This is a genomic window from bacterium, assembly GCA_024742285.1.
In the GTDB taxonomy this organism is placed as follows: domain Bacteria; phylum Myxococcota_A; class UBA9160; order UBA9160; family UBA4427; genus UBA4427.
Window position 1 is genome coordinate 1 of sequence record JANSYR010000006.1, and the last position, 24,244, is coordinate 24,244.

General features: G+C 69.7%; 23 protein-coding genes and 1 pseudogene. 8 read left to right on the plus strand and 16 right to left on the minus strand.

The genetic code is table 11. The features are described from left to right. Positions 1-889 (minus strand): sigma-54 dependent transcriptional regulator (locus NXI30_12410; GenBank protein ID MCR9095015.1); only part of this gene is annotated, 889 nt, incomplete at its 3' end. A 490-nt stretch (positions 890-1,379) separates the two neighbouring features. On the opposite strand from NXI30_12410, the gene wecB reads away from it, so the two are divergent. The 4 genes from wecB to NXI30_12430 are packed head-to-tail and all read left to right on the plus strand — an operon-like array spanning position 1,380 to position 5,387. Continuing rightward, positions 1,380-2,531, plus strand: coding sequence for a UDP-N-acetylglucosamine 2-epimerase (non-hydrolyzing) (gene wecB, locus NXI30_12415; GenBank protein ID MCR9095016.1), 1,152 nt, complete (start codon positions 1,380-1,382; stop codon positions 2,529-2,531). 20 nt (positions 2,532-2,551) lie between these two features. Then, positions 2,552-3,454, plus strand: a complete 903-nt coding sequence (locus NXI30_12420; GenBank protein MCR9095017.1) for an exosortase/archaeosortase family protein — start codon at positions 2,552-2,554, stop codon at positions 3,452-3,454. Continuing rightward, positions 3,451-4,122, plus strand: a complete 672-nt coding sequence (locus tag NXI30_12425; protein ID MCR9095018.1) for an EpsI family protein — start codon at positions 3,451-3,453, stop codon at positions 4,120-4,122. Before NXI30_12420 ends, NXI30_12425 begins: the two co-directional genes overlap by 4 nt. A gap of 35 nt (positions 4,123-4,157) precedes the next feature. Further along, positions 4,158-5,387, plus strand: coding sequence for a glycosyltransferase family 4 protein (locus NXI30_12430; GenBank protein MCR9095019.1), 1,230 nt, complete (start codon positions 4,158-4,160; stop codon positions 5,385-5,387). A 25-nt stretch (positions 5,388-5,412) separates the two neighbouring features. On the opposite strand, the gene NXI30_12435 is transcribed toward NXI30_12430, so the two are convergent. Together NXI30_12435 and NXI30_12440 are read right to left on the minus strand one after the other, a co-directional pair. Beyond that, positions 5,413-6,846, minus strand: coding sequence for a sigma-54 dependent transcriptional regulator (locus NXI30_12435; protein MCR9095020.1), 1,434 nt, complete (start codon positions 6,844-6,846; stop codon positions 5,413-5,415). Then, positions 6,843-7,709: a HAMP domain-containing histidine kinase gene (locus NXI30_12440; protein MCR9095021.1), complete on the minus strand. Its 867-nt coding sequence runs from the start codon at positions 7,707-7,709 to the stop codon at positions 6,843-6,845. Before NXI30_12440 ends, NXI30_12435 begins: the two co-directional genes overlap by 4 nt. Before the next feature lie 238 nt (positions 7,710-7,947). On the opposite strand from NXI30_12440, the gene ligA reads away from it, so the two are divergent. Beyond that, the gene (gene ligA / locus NXI30_12445) at positions 7,948-10,071 is read left to right on the plus strand and encodes an NAD-dependent DNA ligase LigA (protein ID MCR9095022.1); all 2,124 of its coding nucleotides are present in this window, start codon (positions 7,948-7,950) and stop codon (positions 10,069-10,071) included. Between the two features lie 13 nt (positions 10,072-10,084). On the opposite strand, the gene NXI30_12450 is transcribed toward ligA, so the two are convergent. Next, positions 10,085-11,761 carry a heparinase II/III family protein gene (locus NXI30_12450; protein ID MCR9095023.1) on the minus strand — a complete coding sequence of 559 codons (1,677 nt, stop codon included), beginning with the start codon at positions 11,759-11,761 and terminating at the stop codon, positions 10,085-10,087. After that, on the minus strand, positions 11,758-12,624 hold the full coding sequence (rsmI, locus tag NXI30_12455; protein ID MCR9095024.1) for a 16S rRNA (cytidine(1402)-2'-O)-methyltransferase: 867 nt from the start codon (positions 12,622-12,624) through the stop codon (positions 11,758-11,760). The genes NXI30_12450 and rsmI overlap by 4 nt, the downstream gene beginning before the upstream one ends. 112 nt (positions 12,625-12,736) lie before the next feature. Between rsmI and NXI30_12460 the strand changes: the two genes are divergently transcribed. Beyond that, a complete protein-coding gene (locus NXI30_12460) occupies positions 12,737-13,171 on the plus strand; it encodes a YraN family protein (protein MCR9095025.1) in 435 nt (144 codons plus the stop codon). A 388-nt stretch (positions 13,172-13,559) separates the two neighbouring features. Here NXI30_12460 and rplS read toward each other — a convergent pair. The 11 genes and pseudogenes from rplS to alr form a co-directional block, all read right to left on the minus strand. Continuing rightward, a pseudogene (gene rplS / locus NXI30_12465) lies at positions 13,560-13,901 on the minus strand (50S ribosomal protein L19). Between the two features lie 165 nt (positions 13,902-14,066). Then, the gene (trmD, locus tag NXI30_12470; protein MCR9095026.1) at positions 14,067-14,837 is read right to left on the minus strand and encodes a tRNA (guanosine(37)-N1)-methyltransferase TrmD; all 771 of its coding nucleotides are present in this window, start codon (positions 14,835-14,837) and stop codon (positions 14,067-14,069) included. A gap of 169 nt (positions 14,838-15,006) precedes the next feature. Then, positions 15,007-15,564 carry a ribosome maturation factor RimM gene (gene rimM / locus NXI30_12475; GenBank protein MCR9095027.1) on the minus strand — a complete coding sequence of 186 codons (558 nt, stop codon included), beginning with the start codon at positions 15,562-15,564 and terminating at the stop codon, positions 15,007-15,009. 163 nt (positions 15,565-15,727) lie between these two features. After that, entirely contained in the window at positions 15,728-15,967 is a 240-nt protein-coding gene (locus tag NXI30_12480; protein ID MCR9095028.1) for a KH domain-containing protein, read from the minus strand. 1 nt (position 15,968) lies between these two features. Then, positions 15,969-16,244 (minus strand): 30S ribosomal protein S16, encoded by a 276-nt coding sequence (gene rpsP / locus NXI30_12485; protein ID MCR9095029.1) that lies wholly within the window; start codon positions 16,242-16,244, stop codon positions 15,969-15,971. A 300-nt stretch (positions 16,245-16,544) separates the two neighbouring features. Beyond that, entirely contained in the window at positions 16,545-16,742 is a 198-nt protein-coding gene (locus NXI30_12490) for a hypothetical protein (protein ID MCR9095030.1), read from the minus strand. A gap of 69 nt (positions 16,743-16,811) precedes the next feature. Next, positions 16,812-17,150: a DUF721 domain-containing protein gene (locus NXI30_12495; protein ID MCR9095031.1), complete on the minus strand. Its 339-nt coding sequence runs from the start codon at positions 17,148-17,150 to the stop codon at positions 16,812-16,814. Between the two features lie 2 nt (positions 17,151-17,152). After that, positions 17,153-18,448, minus strand: coding sequence for a DUF1015 domain-containing protein (locus NXI30_12500; protein MCR9095032.1), 1,296 nt, complete (start codon positions 18,446-18,448; stop codon positions 17,153-17,155). A gap of 64 nt (positions 18,449-18,512) precedes the next feature. Then, the gene (gene purD / locus NXI30_12505; GenBank protein ID MCR9095033.1) at positions 18,513-19,796 is read right to left on the minus strand and encodes a phosphoribosylamine--glycine ligase; all 1,284 of its coding nucleotides are present in this window, start codon (positions 19,794-19,796) and stop codon (positions 18,513-18,515) included. Between the two features lie 26 nt (positions 19,797-19,822). Then, entirely contained in the window at positions 19,823-21,415 is a 1,593-nt protein-coding gene (gene purH, locus NXI30_12510; protein MCR9095034.1) for a bifunctional phosphoribosylaminoimidazolecarboxamide formyltransferase/IMP cyclohydrolase, read from the minus strand. A 425-nt stretch (positions 21,416-21,840) separates the two neighbouring features. Beyond that, positions 21,841-23,019, minus strand: coding sequence for an alanine racemase (alr, locus tag NXI30_12515; protein ID MCR9095035.1), 1,179 nt, complete (start codon positions 23,017-23,019; stop codon positions 21,841-21,843). 156 nt (positions 23,020-23,175) lie between these two features. Here alr and thiS point away from each other — a divergent pair, with 156 nt between their 5' ends. Further along, entirely contained in the window at positions 23,176-23,376 is a 201-nt protein-coding gene (gene thiS, locus NXI30_12520) for a sulfur carrier protein ThiS (protein ID MCR9095036.1), read from the plus strand. A gap of 56 nt (positions 23,377-23,432) precedes the next feature. Then, positions 23,433-24,233 (plus strand): thiazole synthase, encoded by an 801-nt coding sequence (locus NXI30_12525; protein MCR9095037.1) that lies wholly within the window; start codon positions 23,433-23,435, stop codon positions 24,231-24,233. Positions 24,234-24,244: the final 11 nt, after the last annotated feature.

The following is a 24,244-nucleotide window of genomic DNA, read 5'->3' on the forward strand; positions in this document are numbered from 1 at the left end:
CGCGCTCCATCATCGTCGCGAGGTCGCGGTTGGTCGCCGCGACGAAGCGCACGTCGACCGAGAGCGGGGCCGCGTTGCTCCCGAGCGGCTGCACCTCCCCGTCCTCCACCGCGCGCAGCACCTTCGCCTGGAGCGGCACGGGGAGCTCGCCCAGCTCGTCGAGGAAGAGCGTGCCGCCGTCGGCCTTGGCGAACTCACCCACCTTGTCCGCCGTGGCGCCGGTGAACGCGCCCTTGACGTGCCCGAAGAGCACGCTCTCGAGCAAGGTCTCGGGGATGGCGGCGCAGTTCACGGTGACGAAGGGCCCGGCGCTCCGCGGGCTGTTGAAGTGGATGGCGTGCGCCGTCAGCTCCTTTCCCGTCCCGCTCTCGCCGCGGACGAGCACGGTGATGTCCGTGTCCGCGACCTGCTCGATGATCTCCTTGACCTCTCGCATCTTCGGGCTGTCGCCGCCCATCAGGAGGCCATCGACGTCGCTCCGGACACGACCGCGAAGGCTGCGAACCTCTTCTTCGAGGGCGCGATTCTCGAGGGCTTTCGAGAAGGCGAGCTCGAGCTCTTCGACCTCGAAGGGCTTGCGCAGGAAGTCCGCCGCACCGAGCCGCATCGCGTCCACGATCGTGCGCGCCTGCCCGTGGCCGGAGAGCATGACGACCGGGATCTCCGGCGCGCGCTGCTTCAGCCGTCGCAGCGTCTCGAGTCCGTCGATCCCCGGAAGCACGGCGTCGAGCGTGATGATGTCCGGACGCACCTGGTCGAGCTCCGCGAGCGCAGTCTCGCCGTCCTCGGCGGAGTACACGCCGTAGCCCTGGCGCGCTGCCAGCGTCTCCAGGTATTCGCGGATCCCCGGATCGTCATCGATCACGAGAACCGTGGTCCGTTCACTCATGTTCGGGCTGGAACTCCCGGAGCGAGAACGACGGGTGAATCGTTTTCGCCACAATGCTTTCCCGCGGCCGGCGGTCGATCACCGACCAAACTCTGTTCGATTTCCGAGCTGGCGGGATTCCTCTCCGGGTAGTGGCCGAAGAGTAGCCATAGGTGGACATCCTTTTCCGTCACAATGTGGAAAAGAATTCCAGATATGGATACTCGGTGTCCCGGTGGGAAACCCCTTTCCCTCATCGGCGCGCGTGGGGGGAGCCTTTGGATCAATTCCGCGGGGAACCCCACGGATTTCGGGAGCTTGCCCCCCTTTTGCACCCAGCAATCCCCCGAGGGCGCAGCGCGGCGGCATCCGCCCCGCGACCGGGGACCGATGCTAAAGAAGGGGCTTCCGAATCCCGAAATCCCCGGAGGAGGACGGGTGGGTCGGGGCCTGCGCCCCGATCGAACCGCGTCGCCCTCCCCTCCCTCTCAAGGGAACCCAGGAAGGAAGCATGACCGCCGCCCCCCCGTCGTCGAGCGAGAAGATCCGCGTCCTCTGTGTGGCCGGCGCCCGGCCGAACTTCATGAAGATCGCTCCGCTGATGCACGAGTTCGCCCGTCGGGCGGACCGCTTCGAGCCGATCCTCGTCCACACGGGGCAGCACTACGACAAGGCCATGTCCGACTCCTTCTTCAAGGATCTCGGAATCCCCGAGCCCGACGTGAACCTGGGGGTCGGGTCCGGAACCCACGGACACCAGACCGCGCAGGTCCTCATGAAGATCGAGGACCTGTTGGTCGAACGGCAGCCCCACGTCGTACTCGTGGTCGGCGACGTCAACTCCACGATCGCGGCGACCCTCGCCGCCGTGAAGCTGCACATCCCGGTGGCCCACGTCGAATCCGGTCTTCGTTCCTGGGACCGGGAGATGCCCGAGGAGATCAACCGCGTCCTGACCGACTCGGTCTCGCACTGGCTCTTCACGACCGAGCCGTCCGCAGAGGAGAACCTGCTCCGCGAGGGCATCCCCGCGGAGAAGATCCACTTCGTCGGCAACGTCATGATCGACACGTTGCTCGCGCACAAGGCGCGCGCCCAGGAGCTCGACACCCTCGAACGACTGGAGCTCACGCCGGGCGAGTACGCCGTCCTGACGCTCCACCGCCCGAGCAACGTCGACCACGCAGAGCAGCTGGCGAAACTCTTCGAAGTCCTCGGCCGCCTCAACCGGGAGATCCCGGTGGTCTTTCCGATCCATCCCCGGACGGCCAAGGCCGTCGCCGACAATCTCGGCGGTGTGACACCGGACCTGCATTTGACTGATCCGCTCGGCTACCTCGACTTCCTGAGGTTGCTGACGGATGCTCAGATGGTGCTCACGGATTCCGGTGGCATCCAGGAAGAAACCACCGCGCTAGGCGTTCCGTGCCTTACACTTCGCGAGAGCACCGAGCGCCCGGTCACGGTCACCGAAGGAACCAACGAGATCGTCGGAACGGATCCGAAGGACATCGACGCAGCCATTCAACGGCTGCGCAGCGGCGCCCCGCGCGAAGGCAAGCGCCCCGCGTTGTGGGACGGAGAAGCCGCTGTCCGGATCGTCGACATTCTCGAGCGCGATGTCCTCGCGGCACGCGCGAAACAAGAATCGGGATCTGCCTGACGATGGCTGATGCGACGAGAATGACGACCGACGTGGTCGCCGGCGAAGGCGACGACCGCAAGGCCGTCTACATCACCTGCGGCACGATCGTCGCGCTCTTCGGGATCTACTTCCCGATCCTGCGCAACATGGTCCACCACTGGAGCGTGGTCGAGGACTACCAGCACGGGTTCATCATCGCCCCCCTCGACGTGTACTTCGCCTATCAGAAGCGATGGGAGCTCGAGGACGCCAAGATCGAGGGCTCCTGGCTCGGCCTGATCCCGCTGGTGATCGGCGTGACGAGCCTGATGATCGGCCGGCTCGGCACCGAGCTGATGACGATGCGCAGCGGCTTCCTGTTCACGCTGATCGGACTCGTGCTCCTGCTCCTCGGCAAGGAGATCTTCCGGATCCTCGCGTTCCCGCTCTTCTTCCTCTTCCTGATGGTGCCCCTTCCCCAGTCACTGGTGAACACCGTCGCCTTCCCGCTCCAGCTGATCGCCGCGAAGTCGGCGGTCCTGAGCCTGCAGGAGATCGGGATCCCGGCCCTCGTCGAGGGCAACATCATCCACCTCGCCCATACCGAGCTCTTCGTCCACGAGGCGTGCAGCGGCCTGCGCAGCCTGATGGCCCTCATCACCCTGGGCGTCGTCTTCGCCTATTTCTTCAAGCCGGGCGTTCTCTGGGTCCAGCTCGTCCTCGTCGCCTCGACGATCCCGATCGCGATCTTCGTGAACGCGTTCCGGGTCGCGCTCACGGGCTATCTGGCGCACCACGACGAGAGCCTCGCCTCGGGCACGATCCACGACCTCCAGGGCGTGTTCACCTTCGTGCTCGCATTCATCATCCTGCTGGGCGAAGGTCGGCTGATCGAATTCCTCACGGGTCTCCGCGATCGCAGCCGCGACGCGGGGGATGCCGCAGGAGATGCCCCGGCATGACCGCCAAGATCGCCGCCGCCCTCGTCTTCCTCGTGCTCAACGGATACGTCTACTGGTATCTCGGAAGCGAGGAAGTCATCCCGCCGCGCGCCCAGTTCTCGCTCTTCCCCAACGAGATCGAGGATTGGCGATGCACGGGCCGCGAGGTCCTCGACGACAAGACCGTCAACAATCTGATGGTCACCGACTACATCGCGTGCAACTTCGTGAGCCCCGAGGCCGCCGCGCAGAGCCATCTCTACATCGGCTACCACGAGCGTCAGACCCGCGACCGCGAATCGGGGAAGGCGACGGTGATCCATCCGCCGGAGCACTGTCTGCCGGGCTCCGGCTGGGACGTGATCGACTCGCAGGTCGTGCCGATCTCGCTCATGCGAAACGGCGTCGCGGACGGCGTCCAGGGCGAAGCGAAGCGCTTCGTGATCGCCAAGGGCAACCAGCGGGCCCTGGTGTACTTCTGGTACCACTCGCGCGGCCGCGTGATCGCCCAGAGCCATCACAAGATCCTCTACATGTTCCTCGATCGGGCCCGCGAGGGCCGGACCGACGGCTCCCTCGTCCGGTTCACGACCCCGATCGTGCACGGCGACGAAGCGGCAGCGGAGGCCGTGTTCCAGGAGTTCGCGGGCCTCGTGACGCCGATGCTCGATGACTATGTTCCGAACTAGTCCCGAGCCGGCTCCGAACTAGTGCCTGCTTTCCCATGAAGATCCTCTTCATCACGCACTACTTCCCGCCGGAAGTGAATGCCCCGGCGAACCGGACCCACGAGCACTGCCGAAGGTGGGTCCAGGACGGTCACGAGGTCACCGTCATCACGGGGGTCCCCAACCATCCTCGCGGCGTCATCTTCGACGGCTACGAGAATCGTCTCTTCCAGGAAGAGACGATCGACGGGATCCGCGTCCTTCGGACCTGGATGTACCTCACGCCGAACTCGGGCTTCGCGAAGCGCGTCGTCAACTACCTGGGCTTCATGGTCACCGCGATCCTCGCGTCGTTCCGGGCAGACCGCCCGGATCTCGTCGTCGCGACCAGCCCGCAGTTCTTCGTCGGGGTCGCCGGCGCGATCGTCTCGAAGCTGAAGCGCCGCCCCTTCGTCCTCGAGATCCGGGACCTGTGGCCGAAATCGGTCGTGGAGCTCGGCCAGCTCGGCTCGGGACCGATCCTCTCGGTGCTCGAAGCCCTCGAGAGGTGGCTCTACCGGAGTGCCGCCGGCGTCGTCGTCAACACGCGGACCTTCCGCGGACACATCCGCGAGCGCGGTGTTCCCGACGACCGGATCGAGCTGATCTACAACGGGATCGACCCCGCCCTCTTCCAACCGCGCCCCCCGAATCGCGAGCTCCTCGCGAAGCACGATCTCGACGGTCGCTTCACCGTCGCCTACGTGGGCACCCTCGGCATGGCCCACGGACTGACCCTGCTGATCGACGTCGCCGAACGGATGAAGGCGCGGTCCGAGCTGCGCTTCGTCCTGATCGGGGACGGTGCGGATCGGGCGAAGCTCGAGGAGGAGGTCCGCCGTCGCGGATTGGACAACGTGGTGATGCTCGGGCTCCAGCCGCGGGAGGCGATGCCCGAGTGGATCGCCTCGATCGATCTCCTGCTCGTGATGCTGCGGGACCTGCCGGTCTTCGAGACGGTGATCCCGTCGAAGATCTTCGAGTTCCTGGCCCAGGAGCGCCCCGTCGTCCTCGCCGCCAAGGGCGAGATCCGCCGGATGATGGAGGAGGCGGGGGGCGCGCTCGTCATCGATCCGGAAGCCCCGGACCAGATGGTCGCCGCGATCGAGCGCGTGATGGACGCGCCGGACGAAGCCCGCACCCGCGCGGAATCCGGCCGCCGGTGGGTCGACGAGGGCTTCCTCCGCGACGACCTGGCGCGGCGGATGGCGACGTTCCTGGAAGCGACCCTCGAACGCGACCGCTAGGCGGACGCGGCTCGAGGCGACCGCGCTAGCCGCGGACGTCGACTTCGCAGTCGCGGATCTTCTGCAACAACGTCTTGTAGCTGATGCCGAGTCGCGATGCGGCGCGCTTCCGGTTCCAGCCGGTCTGCTGCAGCATTTGCTCGATGGCTTCGCGCTCCACTTCCTGCGCGAAACGACGCCCGACCTCCTTGAGCGGCAGCTCGCCGGCGGTCTCCTCGATCTCCTCGAGCATCGCGTCGAGCTCCGCCCGACGCCCACTGCGATCGGCGCGCGACCGTGACAGCTCCCGGAGGATGGACTCCTCGTTCTCGAGGACGACCACGCGCTTGATCATGTTCTCCAGCTCGCGGACGTTGCCCGGGAAGTCGTAGGCGTTGAACGCCTCGATCAGGCGTTGGGAGAGTCCGGCGCGCGGCCGCTCGTAGAGCGCCGCGTAGCGCGAGAGGAAGGTCTCGACGAGGAGCGGCACCTCGTCGCGACGTTCGCGCAGGGGCGGGATGTCGATCGCGACGACGTTCAGGCGGAAATAGAGGTCTTCACGGAACTCCCCGCGAGCGACCATGTCGACGAGGGAGCGGTTCGTCGCACAGACGACGCGGACGTCGACGCGGACCTCGCGATTGCCGCCGAGGCGCGTGAACTCCTGGTCCTGGAGGACCTGAAGGAGCTTCGCCTGGAGCGACGGACACATCTCGCCGATCTCGTCGAGGAAGATCGTGCCGCCGCTCGCGAGCTCGAACTTGCCCTGCTTGCGGCCATTGGCGCCGGTGAAGGCCCCCTTCTCGTAGCCGAAGAGCTCGCTCTCGAGCAGATCCGTCGGAAGCGCGGCGCAGTTCACCTTGACGAAGGGACCCGTCGCGCGGGTCGAGACCGCGTGGACCTCCCGCGCGACGACTTCCTTGCCGGCGCCACTCTCGCCCTGGATCAGGACCGTCACGTCGGTGTCGCCGATCTGTTCGATCACGGCGCGGATCTCGCGCATGGCGGGACTGACCCAGATCCGTTGCCCGACGTCGGCGCCCTCTCGAGTCGCGTCACGACGAGGCACGCTATGGAGGCCGAGCCGATCGAGCGCGGCATCGAGCTCGGCCTCTTCGAAGGGCTTGGTCAGGTAATCCGCGGCGCCGAGCTGCATCGCCTGCACGATCGTGCCCGCCTTCCCGACGACCGACACCATCAGGACCGGCACGTCGGGCCAGGTCTCCCGGATCCGCGCGAGCGCGGCGAGCCCGTCGGTCCCGGGCATCATCACGTCGAGGAGCACGAGATCCGGGTCCGCGCCGTTCTCGAGCAGCGCGAGCGCGCGCGCGCCGTCGTCGCACGTGTCCACGTCGAACCCGCGGGTCTCGAAGAGCGTCGCCAGATAGGCGCGCATGCCCTCCGCGTCGTCGACGATCAGCGCGCGCAGGCGGCGCGGTGCTTCCTCGTCCGTATTCCCGCGATCGGGTCGGGCGCTCATCGGGTCTCTCCTTCCGGTCGCGCCTCGGAGGCGTCGGAGGCATCGGAGGCATCGGAGGCATCGGAGGCGTAGCTCCGGGAATCGGGGGAAGCGGACGCGCAGGGCAGTCCGAAGACGAAGCGCGCTCCGCCGAGCGCGCCTTCCTCGACGTGGATCTGGCCGCGGTGGGCCTCGATGATCCGGCGGCAGAGGGCGAGTCCGATGCCGAGGCCACGGACCTCGCCGGCGAGGGCGCCGCGGACGTAGGGCGCGAAGAGACGTCCGCGATCTTCGGGCGGGATCCCGGGCCCGTCGTCCTCGACCGACACCCAGGTGAGGCCGCTGCCGTCGGTGGGCGTCTCGGTCGCGACCCGGATCACGCCGGCGGAGCGGCCGTAGCGGATCGCGTTGGTCAACAGATTCGTCATCACCTGCTCGATGCGCCGCGCATCGAGGGGGAGCACGGGATCCGGGGCATGCAGGCGCATCTCGACCTTGATGCCCCGCTCCTCGAGCATCGGCACCAGGGCCTCGAGGGGCGCCTCGATCACCTCGTGGAGATCCGTGGGCGCGACCTCGATCGCGAAGGGCGTCGCCGGATCGGTTCGCGCTTCGAGCAGGTCGCCCACGAAGTCGTCGAGGCGTCGGCAGGCCTTCAGGCTCTCGGCGACGAAGCGGCGCTGCTCGTCGTTGAGTGCGCCATGCCCCTCGTTCTGCAGCAACCGACCGAACCCCGAGATCACCGTGATCGGCGTCCGGAACTCGTGGCTCACGAGATGGATCAACTCCGTTCGCGCTCGCGCCTGGTCGTCGAGCCGCGCCTCGAGCGCCGCGATCCTGTCGCGGGCCTCCTCGAGGGAGGTGATGTCCGAGGCACGGGGCATCCGGGGGCGTCCATTCGGGCAGCGCCCCGCAGTCGGCGCGACCGGGGGGCAGTGGTAGAGTCCGCGCGTCCGGACGAGCCCGGACCACGCGTGCGCTCGTGGATTCATCGGCCCCCTGGAAAGCCCCCTTGATGGGATTTCCCTTCATCCAGGCCAGCCCGCCCCGCACGCCTACGCAGCCCGACCGCACGCGACCGGCAACGCTGGCGCGGCGACGAACGAGGAGCCCAGCGGACCGGTGGCCGCCCGAAAGAGCAAGGGGAAAGCAGCGAAGACGCAGGCCGGCGGGCCCGAGGGCGCCCTCGATGAGGCCCGCGCGCGAATCGCGGAGCTCTCCGAGGCCCTCCGACGTCACGATGCCCTCTACTACCAGGAGGACGCGCCGGAGGTCAGTGACGCCGAATACGACGCCCTCCAGCGCGAGCTCCTCGCCCTCGAAGCCGATCACCCGGAGCTCGTCCTCCCCGACTCGCCGACGCAGGTCGTGGGCGCCGTGCCCGCCGACGGCTTCGAGACCGCGCCCCATCGCTCGCCGATGCTCTCCCTCGACAACGCGATGGACGCGGACGAGATGCGCGCCTTCGACGCGCGGATCCGCCGCATGCTCGCTTCGGAGACCGGGCAGGAAGAGGACGCGATCGGCGCGTTCGACTTCATGGCCGAGCCCAAGCTCGACGGCTCGGGGATCGAGCTGATCTACGAAAAGGGCCGCTTCGTCCAGGGTCTCACCCGGGGCGACGGACAGACCGGCGAGGACGTGACGACGAACCTGCGCCACGTCCCCTCGATCCCCGAGACCCTGGCGACCGACGACCCACCGGAGATCGCGAGCGTCCGCGGCGAGATCGTCCTCCCCCTCGCGGCCTTCGAGACGCTGAACACGGGCCGCATCGAGCGCGAGCTGCGCCCCTTCGAGAACCCCCGCAACGCCGCCGCCGGCAGCCTCCGGCAGATCCACGACATCGACTACGCGCGCCTCCGCAGCCTCGAGTTCCGCGGCTACGCCCTGGCGGAAGGTCGCCCGGAGGCGTTCGAACGCCAGAGCGAGACCCTCGACCTGCTCGCCGCCTGGGGCTTCGTGATCAGCCCGGAGATCGAAGTCTGCACCGGAGTCGACGCCGCGATCGCCTACCACGAGGCACTGCTCTCGAAGCGCGGCGACCTGCCCGTCGAGATCGACGGCACCGTCTTCAAGGTCGACCGACTCGATCAGCAGGAAGCGCTCGGGACCCTCGCTCGCGCCCCGCGCTGGGCCATCGCCTTCAAATTCCCACCGGAGCAGGCGGAGACCCTCCTCGAGGCGATCGAGTTCCAGGTCGGCCGGACCGGCGCCCTCACCCCGGTCGCCCGACTCGCGCCGGTCCGCGTCGGCGGCGTCACCGTCTCGAACGCCTCGCTCCACAATCAGGACGAGATCGAGCGGAAGGACATCCGGGTCGGCGACCGGATCGTGATCCAGCGCGCGGGGGACGTGATCCCGCAGATCGTGCGCGTGCGCCTCGATCGGCGCCACGAGGCCTGGGCCGAAGGGCGGACCCTCGTGCGCTGCTCCCTGCCGGACACCTGCCCGATCTGCGCGTCGGAGACGGTCCGGCTCGAGGGCGAGGCGGTGACCCGCTGCGCGAACCTCGACTGTCCGGCCCAGCTGAAGAACAACCTGCGCCACCTCGCGAGCCGAAGCGCCCTCGACGTCGATGGTCTGGGCGAGAAGCTCGTCGACCAGCTCGTCGAAGCGGGCCTCGTAGAGCGCCTCTCCGACGTGTTCGCCCTGGAAGAGGAGGCCGTGACCGGCCTCGAGCGGATGGGCGCCAAGTCCGCCGCGAATCTGATCAGCGCGATCGAACGCGCGCGGACCACGACCCTGCCGCGACTCCTGATCGCACTCGGGATCCGCCACGTCGGCGAGACCGTGGCCGAGCTCCTGGCGGAGGAGTTCGGGACCCTCGATGGACTGCTCGACGCGAGCGCCGAGCAGATCGCGGCGATCGAAGGCGTCGGCCCGACGATCGCCGAGAGCGTGAGCCGCTTCGTCGGCGACCCCGGCAACCGCGCCGAGCTCGCACGTTTCCTCGAGCTCGGCCTCGCGATCGAAGCGCCACCGGCCCGACCGACCGGGGACGACGCCGCGGCCCAGACCCTCGAAGGCCTCGTCTTCGTCCTGACCGGCACGCTCTCCAAGCCCCGCGGCCACTTCAAGGAACGCATCGAAGCCGCCGGCGGCAAGGTCACCGGCTCGGTCTCGAAGAAGACGAACTACCTCGTGGCCGGCGAGGCCGCTGGCAGCAAGCTCAAGAAGGCGACCGACCTCGGCGTCGAGGTCCTCGACGAGGCGGGGATCGAAGCGCTGCTCGCGGGCAGCTGAGCGCGCTCGACCCTCATGCGAGGCGGAACGTGATCCGGGTCGCGATCGGGGTCACGCCGCGCCCCACGAGTACGGTGCGATCGACCTCCCTGTGGAAGCCCGGGTAGAAGGGCGCGCGCTCGACGGTCCACGCGAGCCCACCCTCGAACGCGATCTCGGCCTGCGTCCCGTCCGCGTGACGGAGGCGCGCGAAGTCGCCACCGGCGAGCTCGACGGTCCACTCCGGGGCGAGCGGCAGACGACTCTCGACGGAATGGCCCCCCGCGCGGACCGTGTCCTCGATCGTGACGGCCTCCCCCGCCAGGTCGAACCGACGGACGTGCCGCGGCGCACCTCGGGACCAGCCCCGGACCTCCCGAACCGAGAACGTCTCGCCCGACTCGAGACGGGCCGTCGTCGCGCGCCCCCCGACGCGGTGCGCCGACCAGACCTCCGACTGCTCTCTGCCGTCGAAGGCGAGCGTCGCATGGCTGGACGTGGCCCGCGCCCGGTCGCGAAACGCACCCGGTCGGTATTCGTAGACGCCCGTGTCCGTCACGAGGCGGCGTCCATCGACGAAGAGCTCGAAGGCGAGCGCGTCGCAGTGGGCATGGCCCGGCTGGTGGGCGGGGGCGGGGCCGCCGGTCGAGGCGATCAGCACGAAGTCTCCGTTCGTGCGCCGCTCGTAGGCCGAGCCTTCGGCGGCGCCGTCTTCCGCGGTCGGCGGCGCGTCGATCACGCCGAGACGGCGGGCGTAGTCGAAGAGCGCTTCGGGCTCCGCTGCGACACCCCAGGCCGAGTCAGCGAAGAGCGTGATCCGCCCGTCGGGACCCGTCCAGCGCGCGAGCGCCGTGGTCATGCGCGCCAGGACCCCGGCGAGGGCCTCGGCGAAGCCCTCCGGTGTGCGCTCGCTCGCGCGCGCCAGATTCAGCAGGTCCAGCCCGTTCTCGAGGATCAACGCGTGATACATCGGGCTGCGCTCTTCGTGACCGCCGTCGGGGTGGACCTGCGCGTCGAACTCTGCGAGCAGGGCCTCGCTGCCGGCGCGCCACCGGTCCGCGGCCTCGCCCCCGAAGAGGAGCCCCGCCCACACGACGCCGATCCGGTTCGACAGGAGATGGTTCGCCTGGAGCCGGATCTCGAGTCCGCGCGAGAGGGTCTCGGCCTGGTTCGCCATCGAACGGAGCATCCGCGTCGAGCGCTCTTCCTCGGCAGGGAGAGCGCCCTCGGTCAGCAGCAGCTTCCCCCATGCGAGCAGTCGAAGCGAGATCGGGTGGGGATCCCAGCCGATGCCTTCGTCGTGTCGATCGATCCAGTCGTCGACGATCGCCCGTCGGATCCCCGGCGAGAGGCCCGCGTGTCGAAGCCACGCCTGCTCGTGCAGGTGATAGGCGAACAGCGGGCCGTGACGATCACTGGTCCACGGAACCGCATCGAACGGGATCTCGAGATCGAGACCGAGGAGCTGGAGCGCGACCGCGTCTCCCGCCGCGGCCCGCACGTCGACATGCGGCGCCGGAGCGAGAAACGGCGTCGACGGGGTCGTGACCGCGAGCGAGAGATGCGGCGCGTCGAGACGAACCGGGGCGGGCACGCCGGTGAAGAGATGGGTGACCTGCGCGCGGACCTGGGCTGGACGCAGGTGCGCGACGGTACGCAGGACCGTCGGCGCCCTGCCGACGAGGCCGAGGATCGCCTCGGGTCGACTCATGCGTCGCCCTGCCCTTCGCTTCGGAGATCGCGGAGCTCGACGGTCCGCGCGTAGAGCGCCCGCCGCTTGCGTCCGGTGCGCTCCGCCATCTCGCTCGCGACGTCCTTGACCGAACGCCCCGACGCGAGCGCCGCCTCGATCGCCTCGTCGACGGCTTCATCGGTCCAGGCCCCTCCCGCGGCCTCCTCGGCAGGGTCTCCGCCTTCGATCACGAGGGTGCACTCGCCCCGCGGCGGCGACGCCTCGAGGCGCTCCGCGAGGGCGCCGGCCTCGTCGCGCAGCACCTCTTCGTGCTGCTTCGTGAGCTCGCGCGCCAGGCAGGCACGGCGGGCGCCGAGCGTCTCGGCGACTTCGCGAAGCGTCGTCGCGACCCGCTTCGGAGACTCGAAGAGGACGACGGTTTCGCCCCGGCCGCGCTGGGCTTCGAGGATCTTCCGCCGGGCCCCCACCTTGCGCGGCAGGAAGCCCAGAAAGAGCACGTGCTCGGTCGAGAAGCCGGCGACCGTGAGCGCCGTCAACAGCGCCGAGGGGCCAGGCACGGCCTCGACGCGATGACCGGCTTCGACCGCTGCGGCCACGAGTCGCTCGCCGGGATCCGAGACCAGCGGTGTACCGGCGTCCGAGACCAACGCGACGTGCCTGCCTTCGGTCAGGGCGTCCAGGACCGACTCGATCCGCCCCGCCTCGTTGTGTGCGTGGAGGGAGGTCGGCTTCTGCGGGATCTCGAAGTGATCCAGGAGGACGCGCGTCCGTCGCGTGTCCTCGGCCAGGACCCAGTCCGCCTCGCGGAGCACCCGGAGTGCCCGCAAGGTCACGTCCTCGAGGTGACCGATCGGTGTCGCGACGATGTGGAGCGTTCCCATCCCTATCCTGCCCCGACCCCGAACAGGTCGGACGACGCTCGGACAGGCTTGGACCGCCCGGCCCCGTTCCTGGCCAACCGACCCGGTCCCGAGCGAGGCCACAGGTCCGGTCATGTCCCGAGCACGGAGATCCCTCGGGCGCGAGGGGGAGGAGCGCGCCGCGCGTCATCTCGAGGCGCGAGGGTATCAGATCGTCGCACGCAACGTCCGCGCGGCGCGGGTCGAGATCGACCTGATCGTCCGTGGCCGCGGCGCGATCGTCTTCGTCGAGGTGAAGACGCGGCGACGGGATTCACGCGGCGTGTTCGGCCGTCACGCATCGGCCGCGGAGGCCGTCGATGCCCGAAAGCAGGCGCGGCTGCGTCGCGGGGCGGCCGCCTGGCTCGCCGAACATCCCGAGGCGCGCCGCGGTCGCACGCGGGTGCGCTTCGACGTGATCACGTGCCTACGGGACGAGCGGTTCGGCGTACTCGCCCCCCGAAACGACGACACCGCGCACCCTCACGATGCGCGGTGGTCGATCGAACACTGGGAGGCCGCGTTTTGACGGCCACGAGCGAAGAATAGCCACGAGCGGGAAAGCGCCCGAGCGAAAGAAAGCGGAGGACTCAGTCCTTGCTCTCTTCGGCCTCCTCGGCGGGAGCGTCGTCGCCCGCGTCCGCGGCGGCCTCTTCCGCTTCGTCAGCGGTCTCTTCGACTTCCTCGGCCTTCTTCGAGGCGCGCTCGGCCTCCTCGGCCTTGAGCTGCTCCATTCGCTTCGCCTTCTCGGCGGCCTTGGCCTTCTTGAGGGCCTTGCCCTTGAGCTTCTTGCCGCCCTTGGTCGTCGCCTCCTCGGTCGTCTCTTCGACCTCGACGACTTCCGGCGCCGCCGCCTCGACGTCGCCGGCGCTCGCGAGCGCCTCGGCCTCTTCCTCGGAGATCAGACCGGACAGGTCGCGGACCTTGCTGTGCAGTCGGGCCTTCTTGCCCGACAGATTGCGCAGGTAGTAGAGCCGGGAGCGACGGACGTAGCCTCGCGCCTTGATCTCGACCTTCGTCACCAGCGGCGACTGGACCGGGAAGACGCGCTCGACGCCCACACCGCTCGAGATCTTGCGAACGGTGAAGGTCTCGCCGGCGCCGGCACCGCGACGGCGGATGACCAGTCCCTGGAAGACCTGGATGCGTTCCTTGTCGCCCTCGCGAACCTTCACGTGGACGGCGATGGTGTCGCCGACCTTGAAGGGCGGGAGGTCCCGGCGGAGCATTTCGTTTTCGATGAAGTCCAGAGTACGCATCGGTCTCTTCCTTTGGGTCGCTTCGTCGCCACGCTTCGTACGCGGGACCCGTCCTGCACGGCGATCGTGTCGTGCGGAACGGGGAACCCGACGGATCCGGAGATCCGGCGGCTGGATACGAGGGGTGGTGGGTGGGTTCGCGCCGGCCGGTCGGCCCACGCGGGATCATTCTTTCTGTCGGTCGTTCGGAGCGCCTGGGGCCCGGCGCGACGCCCCTCCGGATTCGTCGGATCGGATTTCCGGAGCGGAGTCGAGCAGTTCGGGTCTTCGAGCGCGAGTTCTGTCCAGGGCCTGCTCCCGCCGCCACCGCTCGATCGCGGCGTGGTCCCCCGAGCGGAGGACGGGCGGGACTTCGAGGCCCCGATAAATCGGCGGCCGAGTATACTGCGGTCCTTCGAGAACGCCCCCCCCGCGGAACGATTCTGTCTCGATCGAGTCCGGATTTCCGAGGACGCCAGGGAGGAGGCGGACCAGGCCCTCGAGGACGACCATCGTGGGGACCTCCCCTCCCGACAGGACGTAGTCCCCGATCGAGAGCTCCTCGTCGACCGCCAGGTCGAGGACCCGCTGGTCGATGCCCTCGTAGCGGCCGCAGACGAAGAGCAGCGGCGGGCCCGCCGCCAGCTCCGCCAGGCGCGCCTGATCGAGGGGACGCCCCTGCGGCGACAGGCAGATCACGTGCACCGTCCGGCCGGGGCCCTTCGCGCCGGCGAGCGCCTCGATCGCCGGGATCAGGGGCTCCGGGGTCATCACCATCCCGGGCCCGCCGCCGTAGGGCGTGTCGTCGACGGACCGGTGGCGATCCGTCGCCCATTCCCGGAGGTCATGGGTCTCGATCCGGGCGGCCCCGTCGCGACGGGCCATCCCGACGAACGCGGTCTCCAGGAAGGGCCCGAAGAGCTCCGGGAAGATCGTGAGCACGTCGACCTCGAGCATCAGCCCCCCCAGCAGCCCTTTGAACAGCCCTCGCGGAGCCAGGTGCGTGGATTTTCCGACCAATCGAGGCGCGGAAGCGCAGCCTGGGTGAACCCAGGCAAGCTTTCGCAACGAAGAGTGGTCGGAAAAGGCGCGTGCATGGCGACTCCGAGGGTTGTTCAACGGGCTGCTAAACGGGCTCGAGCAGGCCCGGGACGTCGGCGACGACGATCTTTCGAGCGGCGAGGTCGATCGATTCGAGCAGCGCCTCGGCGGTCGGCACGAGTCGCCGGACCCCGTCCTCGTCTTCGACCAGCAGCACGTCGTGTGCCCCGGTCTCCCAGATCTCGCGCACGGTCCCGATGTCCTCGCCCTGGGCCGACTCGACCCGGCAGCCGACGAGCTCGTACCAGTAGAACTCCCCTTCCGGCAGCGCGGGCAGCAGATCCGGCGAAGCCGTCACGAGCAGTCCGACGAGCGGCTGCACGTCCTCGCGACCGGTGACGCCCTCGAGTCGCAGCCGGACCTCGCCCCGCGGAGCCATCCCCGCGCCCGTCACGATCCGGCGCTTCGCCTCCGGGTCCTTCGCCCGCTTCCCGAGCCAGACGACCTCGGCGGAGAGCAGGTGCTCCGGTCCGTCCCCGGCGACCCGAACGCGAAGCTCGCCCGCAAGTCCGTGCGCCCCGACGACTTCGCCGAGCACGATCCGCTCCGCGGAAGGCAGCTTCTGTCCCGGAGAAAGAGGCATGGTCGTTCTTCCAGCACCCTCGAAAGAAAAAGGCCGCAGCGCCCATCAGCGCCGCGGCCATCCACTTCGATTTCAGCTCGGACCTTCCGATCCGCCGAATCCGCTCAGACGTCCCGAAGCGATGCGTGACCACCGCCTGCCCAAAACGCCTGCAAGTCGCAATTCAATCGACGATGTCGAGTCGTGCCCCGGCGCCGTCGGCGGTCGCGTTGAGGATCGCGCGCAACGCCTTGGCAACCCGGCCCTGTCGACCGATCACGCGACCACGATCACCGTCGGCGGTCTCGAGCTCGATCAGCTCACCGTCGTCCTCGATGTCGACGTCGACGTCGTCGGGGTTGGAAACGATCGCCTTCGCGAGGAAGGAGACGAGCTCTGCGGAGTCTTTGCCCTTCTTCGACATGCTAGGCGGCTCCTGCGTTCGCGGTGTTGGCAGTGTTGCCCTCGCGCTTCAGGCGGTTCACCAGGCTGCGGACCGTGTCCGAGAGCTGCGCGCCCTTGCCGACCCAGGCCTCGATGGCGTCGAGGTCGAGGTTCAGCGAGGCGGGATCGATCCGCGGGTCGTAGGTCCCCAGGAACTCGAGCGGGCGACCGTCGCGCTGCTTGCGCTCGTCGATCGCCATCACGCGGTAGAACGGGCGCTTCTTCGAGCCCATTCGCGTCAGCCGGATCTTGACCATGTTCGTTCGGTCCTCGTGTCGCGGAGCCTCGCTCCGACGGTGTATCGAAAGTGTGGGCAGCTCGATTCCAGCGGTCGCGAGGCGCGCCGGTAGGGAGCATCGAGCTGGACGGGGAAAATGGCGGGCGGCGCGATCGTTCCAGGGCGAGCCCAGCGGCGCGCACCGGCCCTAAGCAGGCGCGCAAATTAGGGAAACCGCCCGCCCGGGTCAACTTTGTCGGGCGGAGGTCGGGCGGAGGTCGGGCCGAGGCCGGGCGGAGGAGGCGCGGCGGCCGCGAAGACGTCCTCGCGGGGACGCGATTCAGCGCCGGGCCAGGCCCAGCCGCTCCTGCTCCTTCTTCTCGAAGCAGTCGGCACAGGAGTACAGCTCCTTGTGCGCCTTCTGGAGCCGGTCGTATTCCTGGTCGAGGGCGACGCGGCGAACCGACGACACGACGTCGCCGCAGAAATCGCAGCTTCGCCCCGTCATCTCGGGATCAGGGGTGGGGGAACTCGCCATCGGGGTCCGAACGTCTTGAGTGGGGGTCGAGCCGGGGGCAGCTCCACCGGCGGGAGGGAGCGCGGACGCTCAACGGCGCCGAGGATAGCCGACCTGAAATCGAACCTCCCGCGGCGCTTGCCTCGCGTAGCGCGCCTCGAGCTTCTCGAGCAATTCTGCCTTGCGCAGCTGCAGCTGTTGCGACCAGACCGGGCTGTCGACCTGGACCTCGAGCACGCCGGCTCGCAGGCCGAGCGGTCGGCAGTGCTCGGCGACCTTCTCGCCGACGATCTCCGGCCATTCGCTGCCGATCCGATGGGCGAGCGCGACCCCGTCGAGGCCGAGCTCGCCGAGGACCCGCCCCACCAGATCACCGACCGGCTGCATGCGCCCCTTGCGCCGTCCGCCCGGTCCCCGGTCCCGCGCCACGCTCAGACCGCTCCGGCGGCGTCGGAGGAGGGATCGGCGCGATGGTCGCGGAAGACCATCCCGGTCGGGATCTTCGGATGGAAGAAGGTCGACTTCTGGGGCATGACCTCGCCAGCCTCCGTCACGCGGAACACGTCGTCCGGGGTCAGCGCGTTCAGGTAGAGGGCCACGGTCCCCTTCCCTTCCCGGATCTCCTGCCCCGCGCGGCGCGCGCTCTTCGGGAAGGCCACCGCCCCGCCGCGAATCGCCTCGGCGTCGAGCCCGAAGACGGTCCCGAGTACGTCCCGCTCGAGGAGCCGCACCATCAGCTCGTCGCCGAGCGGCTCATCGCGCGAGACGAGCAGCGCCGCGCCGCCGGCGCTCTCCGCGACGAACGCCGGCCGCCCCGCCAGCGGCGCGAGCTCCGCGGCGAGCCGGGCTTCGACGCCCTCGAGATCGACGGGCGCCAGCGCGCGGATCGTCCAGTCCGGGAGCTTCGCCCGCCACTCGGCCTCGGAGGGCGCCGCGACCTCGCGGACGACGCGGTGGATCGGCAGGAGCAGGCTGCCCTTGGCCCAGGCGTTCGCGAAGTAGGCGATCGTCGACTGCCAGGGGGCGTCGGGATCGTCTCCGTGCGCGAGGGTCTGCTGTCGGCGGTACTCGAGCGCCGTCTCGTAGCGATGGTGGCCGTCGGCGATCACGCTCGGCCGCGCGTCCATGAAGGCGCGGACCTGCGCGATCGCCGCAGGATCGTCCAGACGCGCGAGCCGGTACTCGACCTCCCCGAACGCCGCACGCGCGACGTCGCCCCGCTCGAGCGCTTCCGCGAGGAGCGACCCGAGGGTGTCCTCGCGATCCTCGTAGAGAAGGAAGACGGTGGAGAGATTCGCCTCCGCCGCCCGCAGGAGCTTCAACCGATCCGCCCGCGGCCCGGCGAGGGTCCGTTCGTGGGGACGCACGACCCGCTCGTCGTACTCCGCGAGCCCGAGCTCGGCGAAGAAACCGATCCGCTCGAGGCGCTGCCCGTCCGGGGCCTCGTAGCGCTGGCCCATCACGTAGTAGGCCGGCGTGTCGTCGCGGACCAGGACGCCTTCGGCGCGCCAGGCGTCGAGGGTCTCGCGGATCCATCCGTAGTCCGCGGCGGCTTCGTCGTTCGCGTCGCGGGTCAGCTCGAAGCGGATCGCGTTGTGCGGGTCCCGGTCGAAGAAGTCGCCGCGTTCGTCGTCGGCAATCACGTCGTAGGGCGGCACGATCACCCGGGACAAGTCGACACGATCGGTGTCGTAGCGAAGCGCGCGCAGCGGGCGGGCGACGGTCATCGAGAACGGACTCCTTCGACGGTTTCGGGCGTTCGAAAGGCGAGCGACGAACGGGGGCGACGCCTCAGCGGCCGAGGGCGCGGTCGGCGATGTCGCGTCGGAAGTGCATGTCTTCGAAGGCGACGCCCTCGACCGCGGCGTAGGCGCGTTCGCGGGCCTCGGCGACCGAGCCGCCCCGAGCCGTGATCCCGAGGACCCGGCCGCCGGCGGTCACGAAGTCGTCGCCGTCGGCGGAGCCTGTCGTCCCCGCGTGGAAGACGACGAGGGTGTCGTCACCGTCGAGGGCGGCGAGGCCGGTGATTTCCTTGCCGGTCTCGTAGCCTCGCGGATATCCACCGGACGCGAGCACGACGCAGACCGCGGCGTCGCCCCAGCCGAGGGCCGTCGACGGATCGAGCGTCCCGCGCGCCGCCGCATCCAGGATCGGCAGGAGGTCCCCCTCCATGCGCACCATCAGCGGCTGGGTCTCGGGATCGCCGAAGCGGACGTTGAACTCGATCACGTAGGGATCGCCGGCCTCGTCGATCATCAGCCCGACGAAGAGCACGCCCTGGTACGGGTGGCCGTCGGCCTTCATACCGTTGATCGTCGGGTGGACGACGCGCTCGAGGATCTTCTTCTCGACCGCGTCGGAGACGACGGGCGCGGGCGAGTAGGCGCCCATGCCCCCGGTGTTCTCGCCCTGGTCGCCGTCGAGGGCGCGCTTGTGATCCTGGGCCGCGGCGAGGGTCACGATCCGCTCGCCGTCGCAGAGGGCGTAGTAGGACGCTTCTTCGCCCTGCAGCCACTCCTCGATCACGACGCGATCTCCCGCGTCGCCGAAGCGCTTGTCGGCCATCATCTCGTCGATCGCCGCATGGGCCGCCGCCGCCTCGGCGCACATCGCCACGCCCTTGCCCGCGGCGAGCCCGTCGGCCTTGACCACGCAGGGGCGACCGAGCGCGTCCACGTAGGCGTGGGCGGCGGTCGCGTCGTCGAAGACCTCGTACGCCGCCGTCGGAATCCCGTGCCGCGCCATGAAGTCCTTGGAGAAGGCCTTGCTGCCCTCGAGCTGCGCCGCTGCGGCCGACGGACCGAAGGTCGCGACGCCGACGTCACGCAGACGATCCGAGAGCCCGGCCGCGAGCGGGTCCTCGGGGCCTACGACGACGAGATCGATCGACTCGCGCTGGGCGAGCGCCACGATCGCGTCGAGATCGTTCGCCTTCACGTCGGCATGGCAGGTCGCGAGGCGACCGATCGCCTTGCTGCCGGGTGCCGCATGGAGCGCGGTCAAGCTGTTGCTCTGGGCGATCTTCCAGACCAGCGCGTGCTCGCGCCCGCCGCTGCCGACGACCAGGACCTTCATGGGGAACCCTTTCGCCTAGTGCCTGACTAGTGCCTGAAATGTCGCTTGCCGGTCATGAGCATCGGCACGTTCAGCTTGTTCGCCGCCTCGATCACGAGCTCGTCGCGATTCGAGCCGCCGGGCTGGACGACGGCCGCCGCTCCGGCCTCGACCGCCGCTTCGAGCCCGTCCGGGAACGGGAAGAAGGCATCGCTGGCGAGCACGCAGCCGTCGAGGGAGAGCCCGACGCGGCCCGCCTTCGCCACCGCGTTCAAGACGGCGTCGACCCGCGACGTCGCCCCGCCACCGATCGCGAGGGTCCGGTCGTGGGTCGCGAAGACGATGGCGTTGCTCTTCACGTGCTTGACGACGCGCCAGGCGAACTCCATCGCCGTGCGCTGCTCGTCGGAGGGTTGCGCGTCCGTCGCCACCTCCGCGCTCATCACCTCTTCCGGCGCCGGATCGGATTCCTGGACCAGGAGCCCGCCGAAGACCCGGCGCACCTCGGTCTGGCTCGAATCGATCTTGTCGCGCTCGAAGGAGAGGAGTCGGCGGTTCCTCTTCTTCTTGAGGAACTCGAGGGCGTCGTCCGTGAAGGACGGCGCGATCAGGACCTCGGTGAAGATCTCGTCGACGGCCTTCGCGAGGTCGAGGTCGAAGGGGCGGTTCGAGACGATGATCCCGCCGAAGGGCGAGTCGGGGTCCGTCGCGAAGGCGTTCTCATAGGCCTCGAGCGGCGTCGCCCCTGCCCCCACGCCGCAGGGCGTGTTGTGCTTGAGGATCGCGACGACCGCCCGCTCGCCGGCGTTCGACGCCGGATCCGTCGGCATGAAGTCCGCGATCAAGGCGAGGGCCGCCTGGGCGTCGACCAGGTTGTTGTAGGAGAGCGCCTTCCCGTGATGGAGCTCGCAGATCTCGAGGAAGTCGCCGTAGAGGACGGCGCGCTGGTGGGCGTTCTCGCCGTACCGGAGCTCGTCCGCCTTCTCGAGGGCGATCGTGAGCGTCTCGGGAAACACCTCCGGCTCCTCGACCGGATCGTTCGCCGCGAGCCAGGTCGCGATCGCCGAGTCATAGGCCGCCGTGTGCTGGAAAGCCTTGAGGGCCAGTCGGCGCCGCAACGCGGCGCTGAGCCCCGAACTCTCCCGAAGCTCCCCGACCACCCGGTAGTAGTCCGCGGGGTCGCAGAGGACGCCGACGAACGCGTGGTTCTTCGCGGCGGAGCGGATCATCGACGGGCCGCCGATGTCGATCTTCTCGACCGCTTCCGGCCGGGTCACGTCGGGGTTCGCGACGGTCGCCTGGAACGGATAGAGATTGCAGACGACGAGATCGATCGCCCCGATCCCGTTCGCCTCCATGTCGGCCTGGTCCTCTGCCAGGTCGCGGCGGGCGAGGATCCCGCCGTGGATCTTCGGATGGAGCGTCTTCACTCGGCCGCCGAGCATCTCGGGGCTCTTCGTCAGATCGGCGACATCGAGGACCGGCAGCCCCGCGTCGCGGATCGCGCCGGCCGTCCCACCGGAGGCGACGAGCTCCACGCCGACGTCGGCGAGGCCCTTGGCGAGCTCGACGAGCCCGGTCTTGTCGGAAACGGAGAGCAGCGCGCGCCGAACGGGCTGCACGTCATCGCTGGGGGGCATGGCTGTCGGCTCCTTGAGAGAGGAAGTAGGGAAGAGTAAGCGAATGGCGAGCGACTTTCGGGTCACCCTCGAGCTGTGATCGATCCGTGCCGGGCGGCCGCGCATCGGGCGCGCGTGTCGTCGTCCAACGGCCCCCGAGCGGCATCTCGGTCGTGTCCGCCGGCACGAGGACCGGCCGAGAAGCCGGGGACCCCCATCGTCGCGGCTCCCACCGGAGTCGGTGGGCGGCGGCGCGGCGGGTCTTCCGAACGGCGTCCGAACGAGTCGGCGCACGCTTTCTGGCCGGGGATCCAGGGGGTTGGCGAGTGTGTACCCGCGTGACCCGGGCGCGTCAATCGGAGAGCGCGCAGGCCGGCCTGCCCCGCAGGTCGAGTGTCTTCCCGGGCGACGTGACGGATCGGGCGGGGCCTCCGGCGCGAGCCGGCTCAGGCGCTCGGCGGGCCGTCCGCCGACAGCCGCGGCACCCGCGCGCCGACCCCGACCAGCAGCTCGTAGCCGATCGTCCCGGCGGCCCGGGCCAGCGCCTCGACCGGGACGCGCTCCCCTTCCGGCGTCCGTCCGAAGACCGTCGCGACGTCGCCGAGCGCGACAGCCTCGTCGCCCACGTCGACGCAGACGCTGTCCATCGAGACCCGCCCCACGATCGGCCGCATCGCCCCCGCGAGATGGACCTCCCCCCGCGCGAGCACCGCTCGCGGAATCCCATCCGCATAGCCCAGCGGGAGCGTCGCGATCGTCGTCTCCCGGTCCGCGGTCCACGCCCCGCCGTAGCCGACCGAGTCCCCGGCACCGATCCGCCGGGTCGCGACGACCCGGGCCGCCAGGGTCATCGCGGGCTCCAGGTCGAGATCCTCGGCGCTCCGGTCTTCGAAGGGCGAGACGCCGTAGAGCATGAGCCCGGGTCGGACCGCGGTCGACTCGATCAGCCCGCCTTCGATCGCCTCGCGCCGGAAGAGCCCGGCGGAGTTCGCGACGTGGAGCTCCGGCCGCCCTTCCCCCGCCCGAACCACCTCGTCGACGAGCGCCGTGAGGGCGCGGACCTGGACGCGACTCTTCTCGAGATCCGGCTCGTCGGCACAGGCGAGATGGGTGAAGACCCCGCCCACCGCGAGCTGCGACGCGTCGAGGGCCCGGGCGAGGAGCGACGACGCGTGGATCGGCGCAGCGCCCATCCGTCGCATGCCCGTATCCACCTCGAGCTCGACCGCGAGCCGCGCCTCGGCGCTCCCGAAGCTCTGCGCGAGGGCGAGCCCGTGCTCGTCGTGGAGGACGGGAACCAGGCCCCACTTGACGGCGCGTTCCGCCACCCGGGCATCGTCGATCCCGCCGAGGAGCAGGATCGGCGCGCCGATTCCGTCCCGTCGGAGCGCGGCGCCTTCGGCGACGCTCACGACCGCGAGCCGCGCGACGCCCTCGGCGAGCAGGGCCCGGGCCACGTCGGTCGCGCCGTGGCCGTAGCCGTCGGCCTTCACGACGCCGATCACCGCGCGCCCTTCGGCCAGCTCGATCGCGCGCCGCGCATTGTGGCGCAGCGCCGCACGGTCGATCCACGCCCAGGCCGGGCGCTGCTCGGCGGACGCGCGTTGATCCGGATCGATCGACAACAGTGGGGTCTCCCAGGGGCCCTCGGAGACTACCGAATCCGGCCGCGCGGAGCCGTTCTCCGCGGCGCGCGGACAGCGCCTCGGGTACGTTTCGCCTCGAGGAGACGGAGGGTTCCGAACATGAGCGCCGACACCGAGGCCCGCCCCGAGCACGCGATCGAAGTCGACGTGAACGGAGAGCCGACGACCCTCGCCGAACCGTGCACGGTCTCCGAGCTCCTCGTGTCCCTCGACCTCGGCGGCAAGCGCGTCGCAGTCGCGGTCAATCGCGACGTCGTGATCCGCTCGCGCTACGCGGAGCACCGGGTCGCCGACGGCGACCGGATCGAGATCCTCGAAGCCGTGGGCGGCGGCTGAGAACGACCGCCCTCTTTCGAGCCCCGCGCCCCCTTCCGTCCCAACCGGAGAACACGATGAGCCACCCCCAGAACGAGACCTCCGAGCCGGCCTTCCGGATCGGCGACCACGCCTTCCACTCCCGCCTGATCATCGGTACGGGCAAGTACGAGAGCTTCGAGCAGAACCTCGAGTGCGCGCGCGCGTCCGGCGCCGAGATGATCACGGTCGCGCTCCGGCGCGTGAACTTCGACGCCGAGAAGGGACCGCGCCTGCTCGACGTGATCAAGCCCTCCGAGTTCACGATCCTGCCGAACACGGCCGGCTGCTACACCGCCGACGACGCGGTCACGACCGCGCAGATGGGCCGCGAGCTCCTCGACACCGACCTCGTGAAGCTCGAGGTGATCGGCGACGAGCGCACGCTCTTCCCGGACGTGCCGGCGACCCTCGAGGCCGCCGAGCGCCTGATCGCCGACGGCTTCACGGTCCTGCCCTACATCACCGACGACCCGGTCGCGTGCCAGCGCCTCGAGCAGCTCGGCTGTCCCGCGGTCATGCCGCTGGCCGCCCCGATCGGCTCGGGCATGGGGATCCGGAACCCCGCCAACCTGCGCATCATCATGGAGACGGTCGAGGTGCCCGTGATCGTCGACGCGGGCGTGGGGACGGCGAGCGATGCCGCGTACGCGATGGAGCTCGGCGCGACGGCGCTGCTCATGAATACGGCGATCGCCCACGCGAAGGATCCGGTCAAGATGGCGCGGGCGATGCGCCAGGGCGTCGAAGCGGGCCGCGCCGCCTACGAGGCGGGCCGGATGCCGAAGCGTCTCTACGCGTCGGCGTCGAGTCCGCTCGACGGCACCGCAAGCTTCTAGGCGCGGACGAG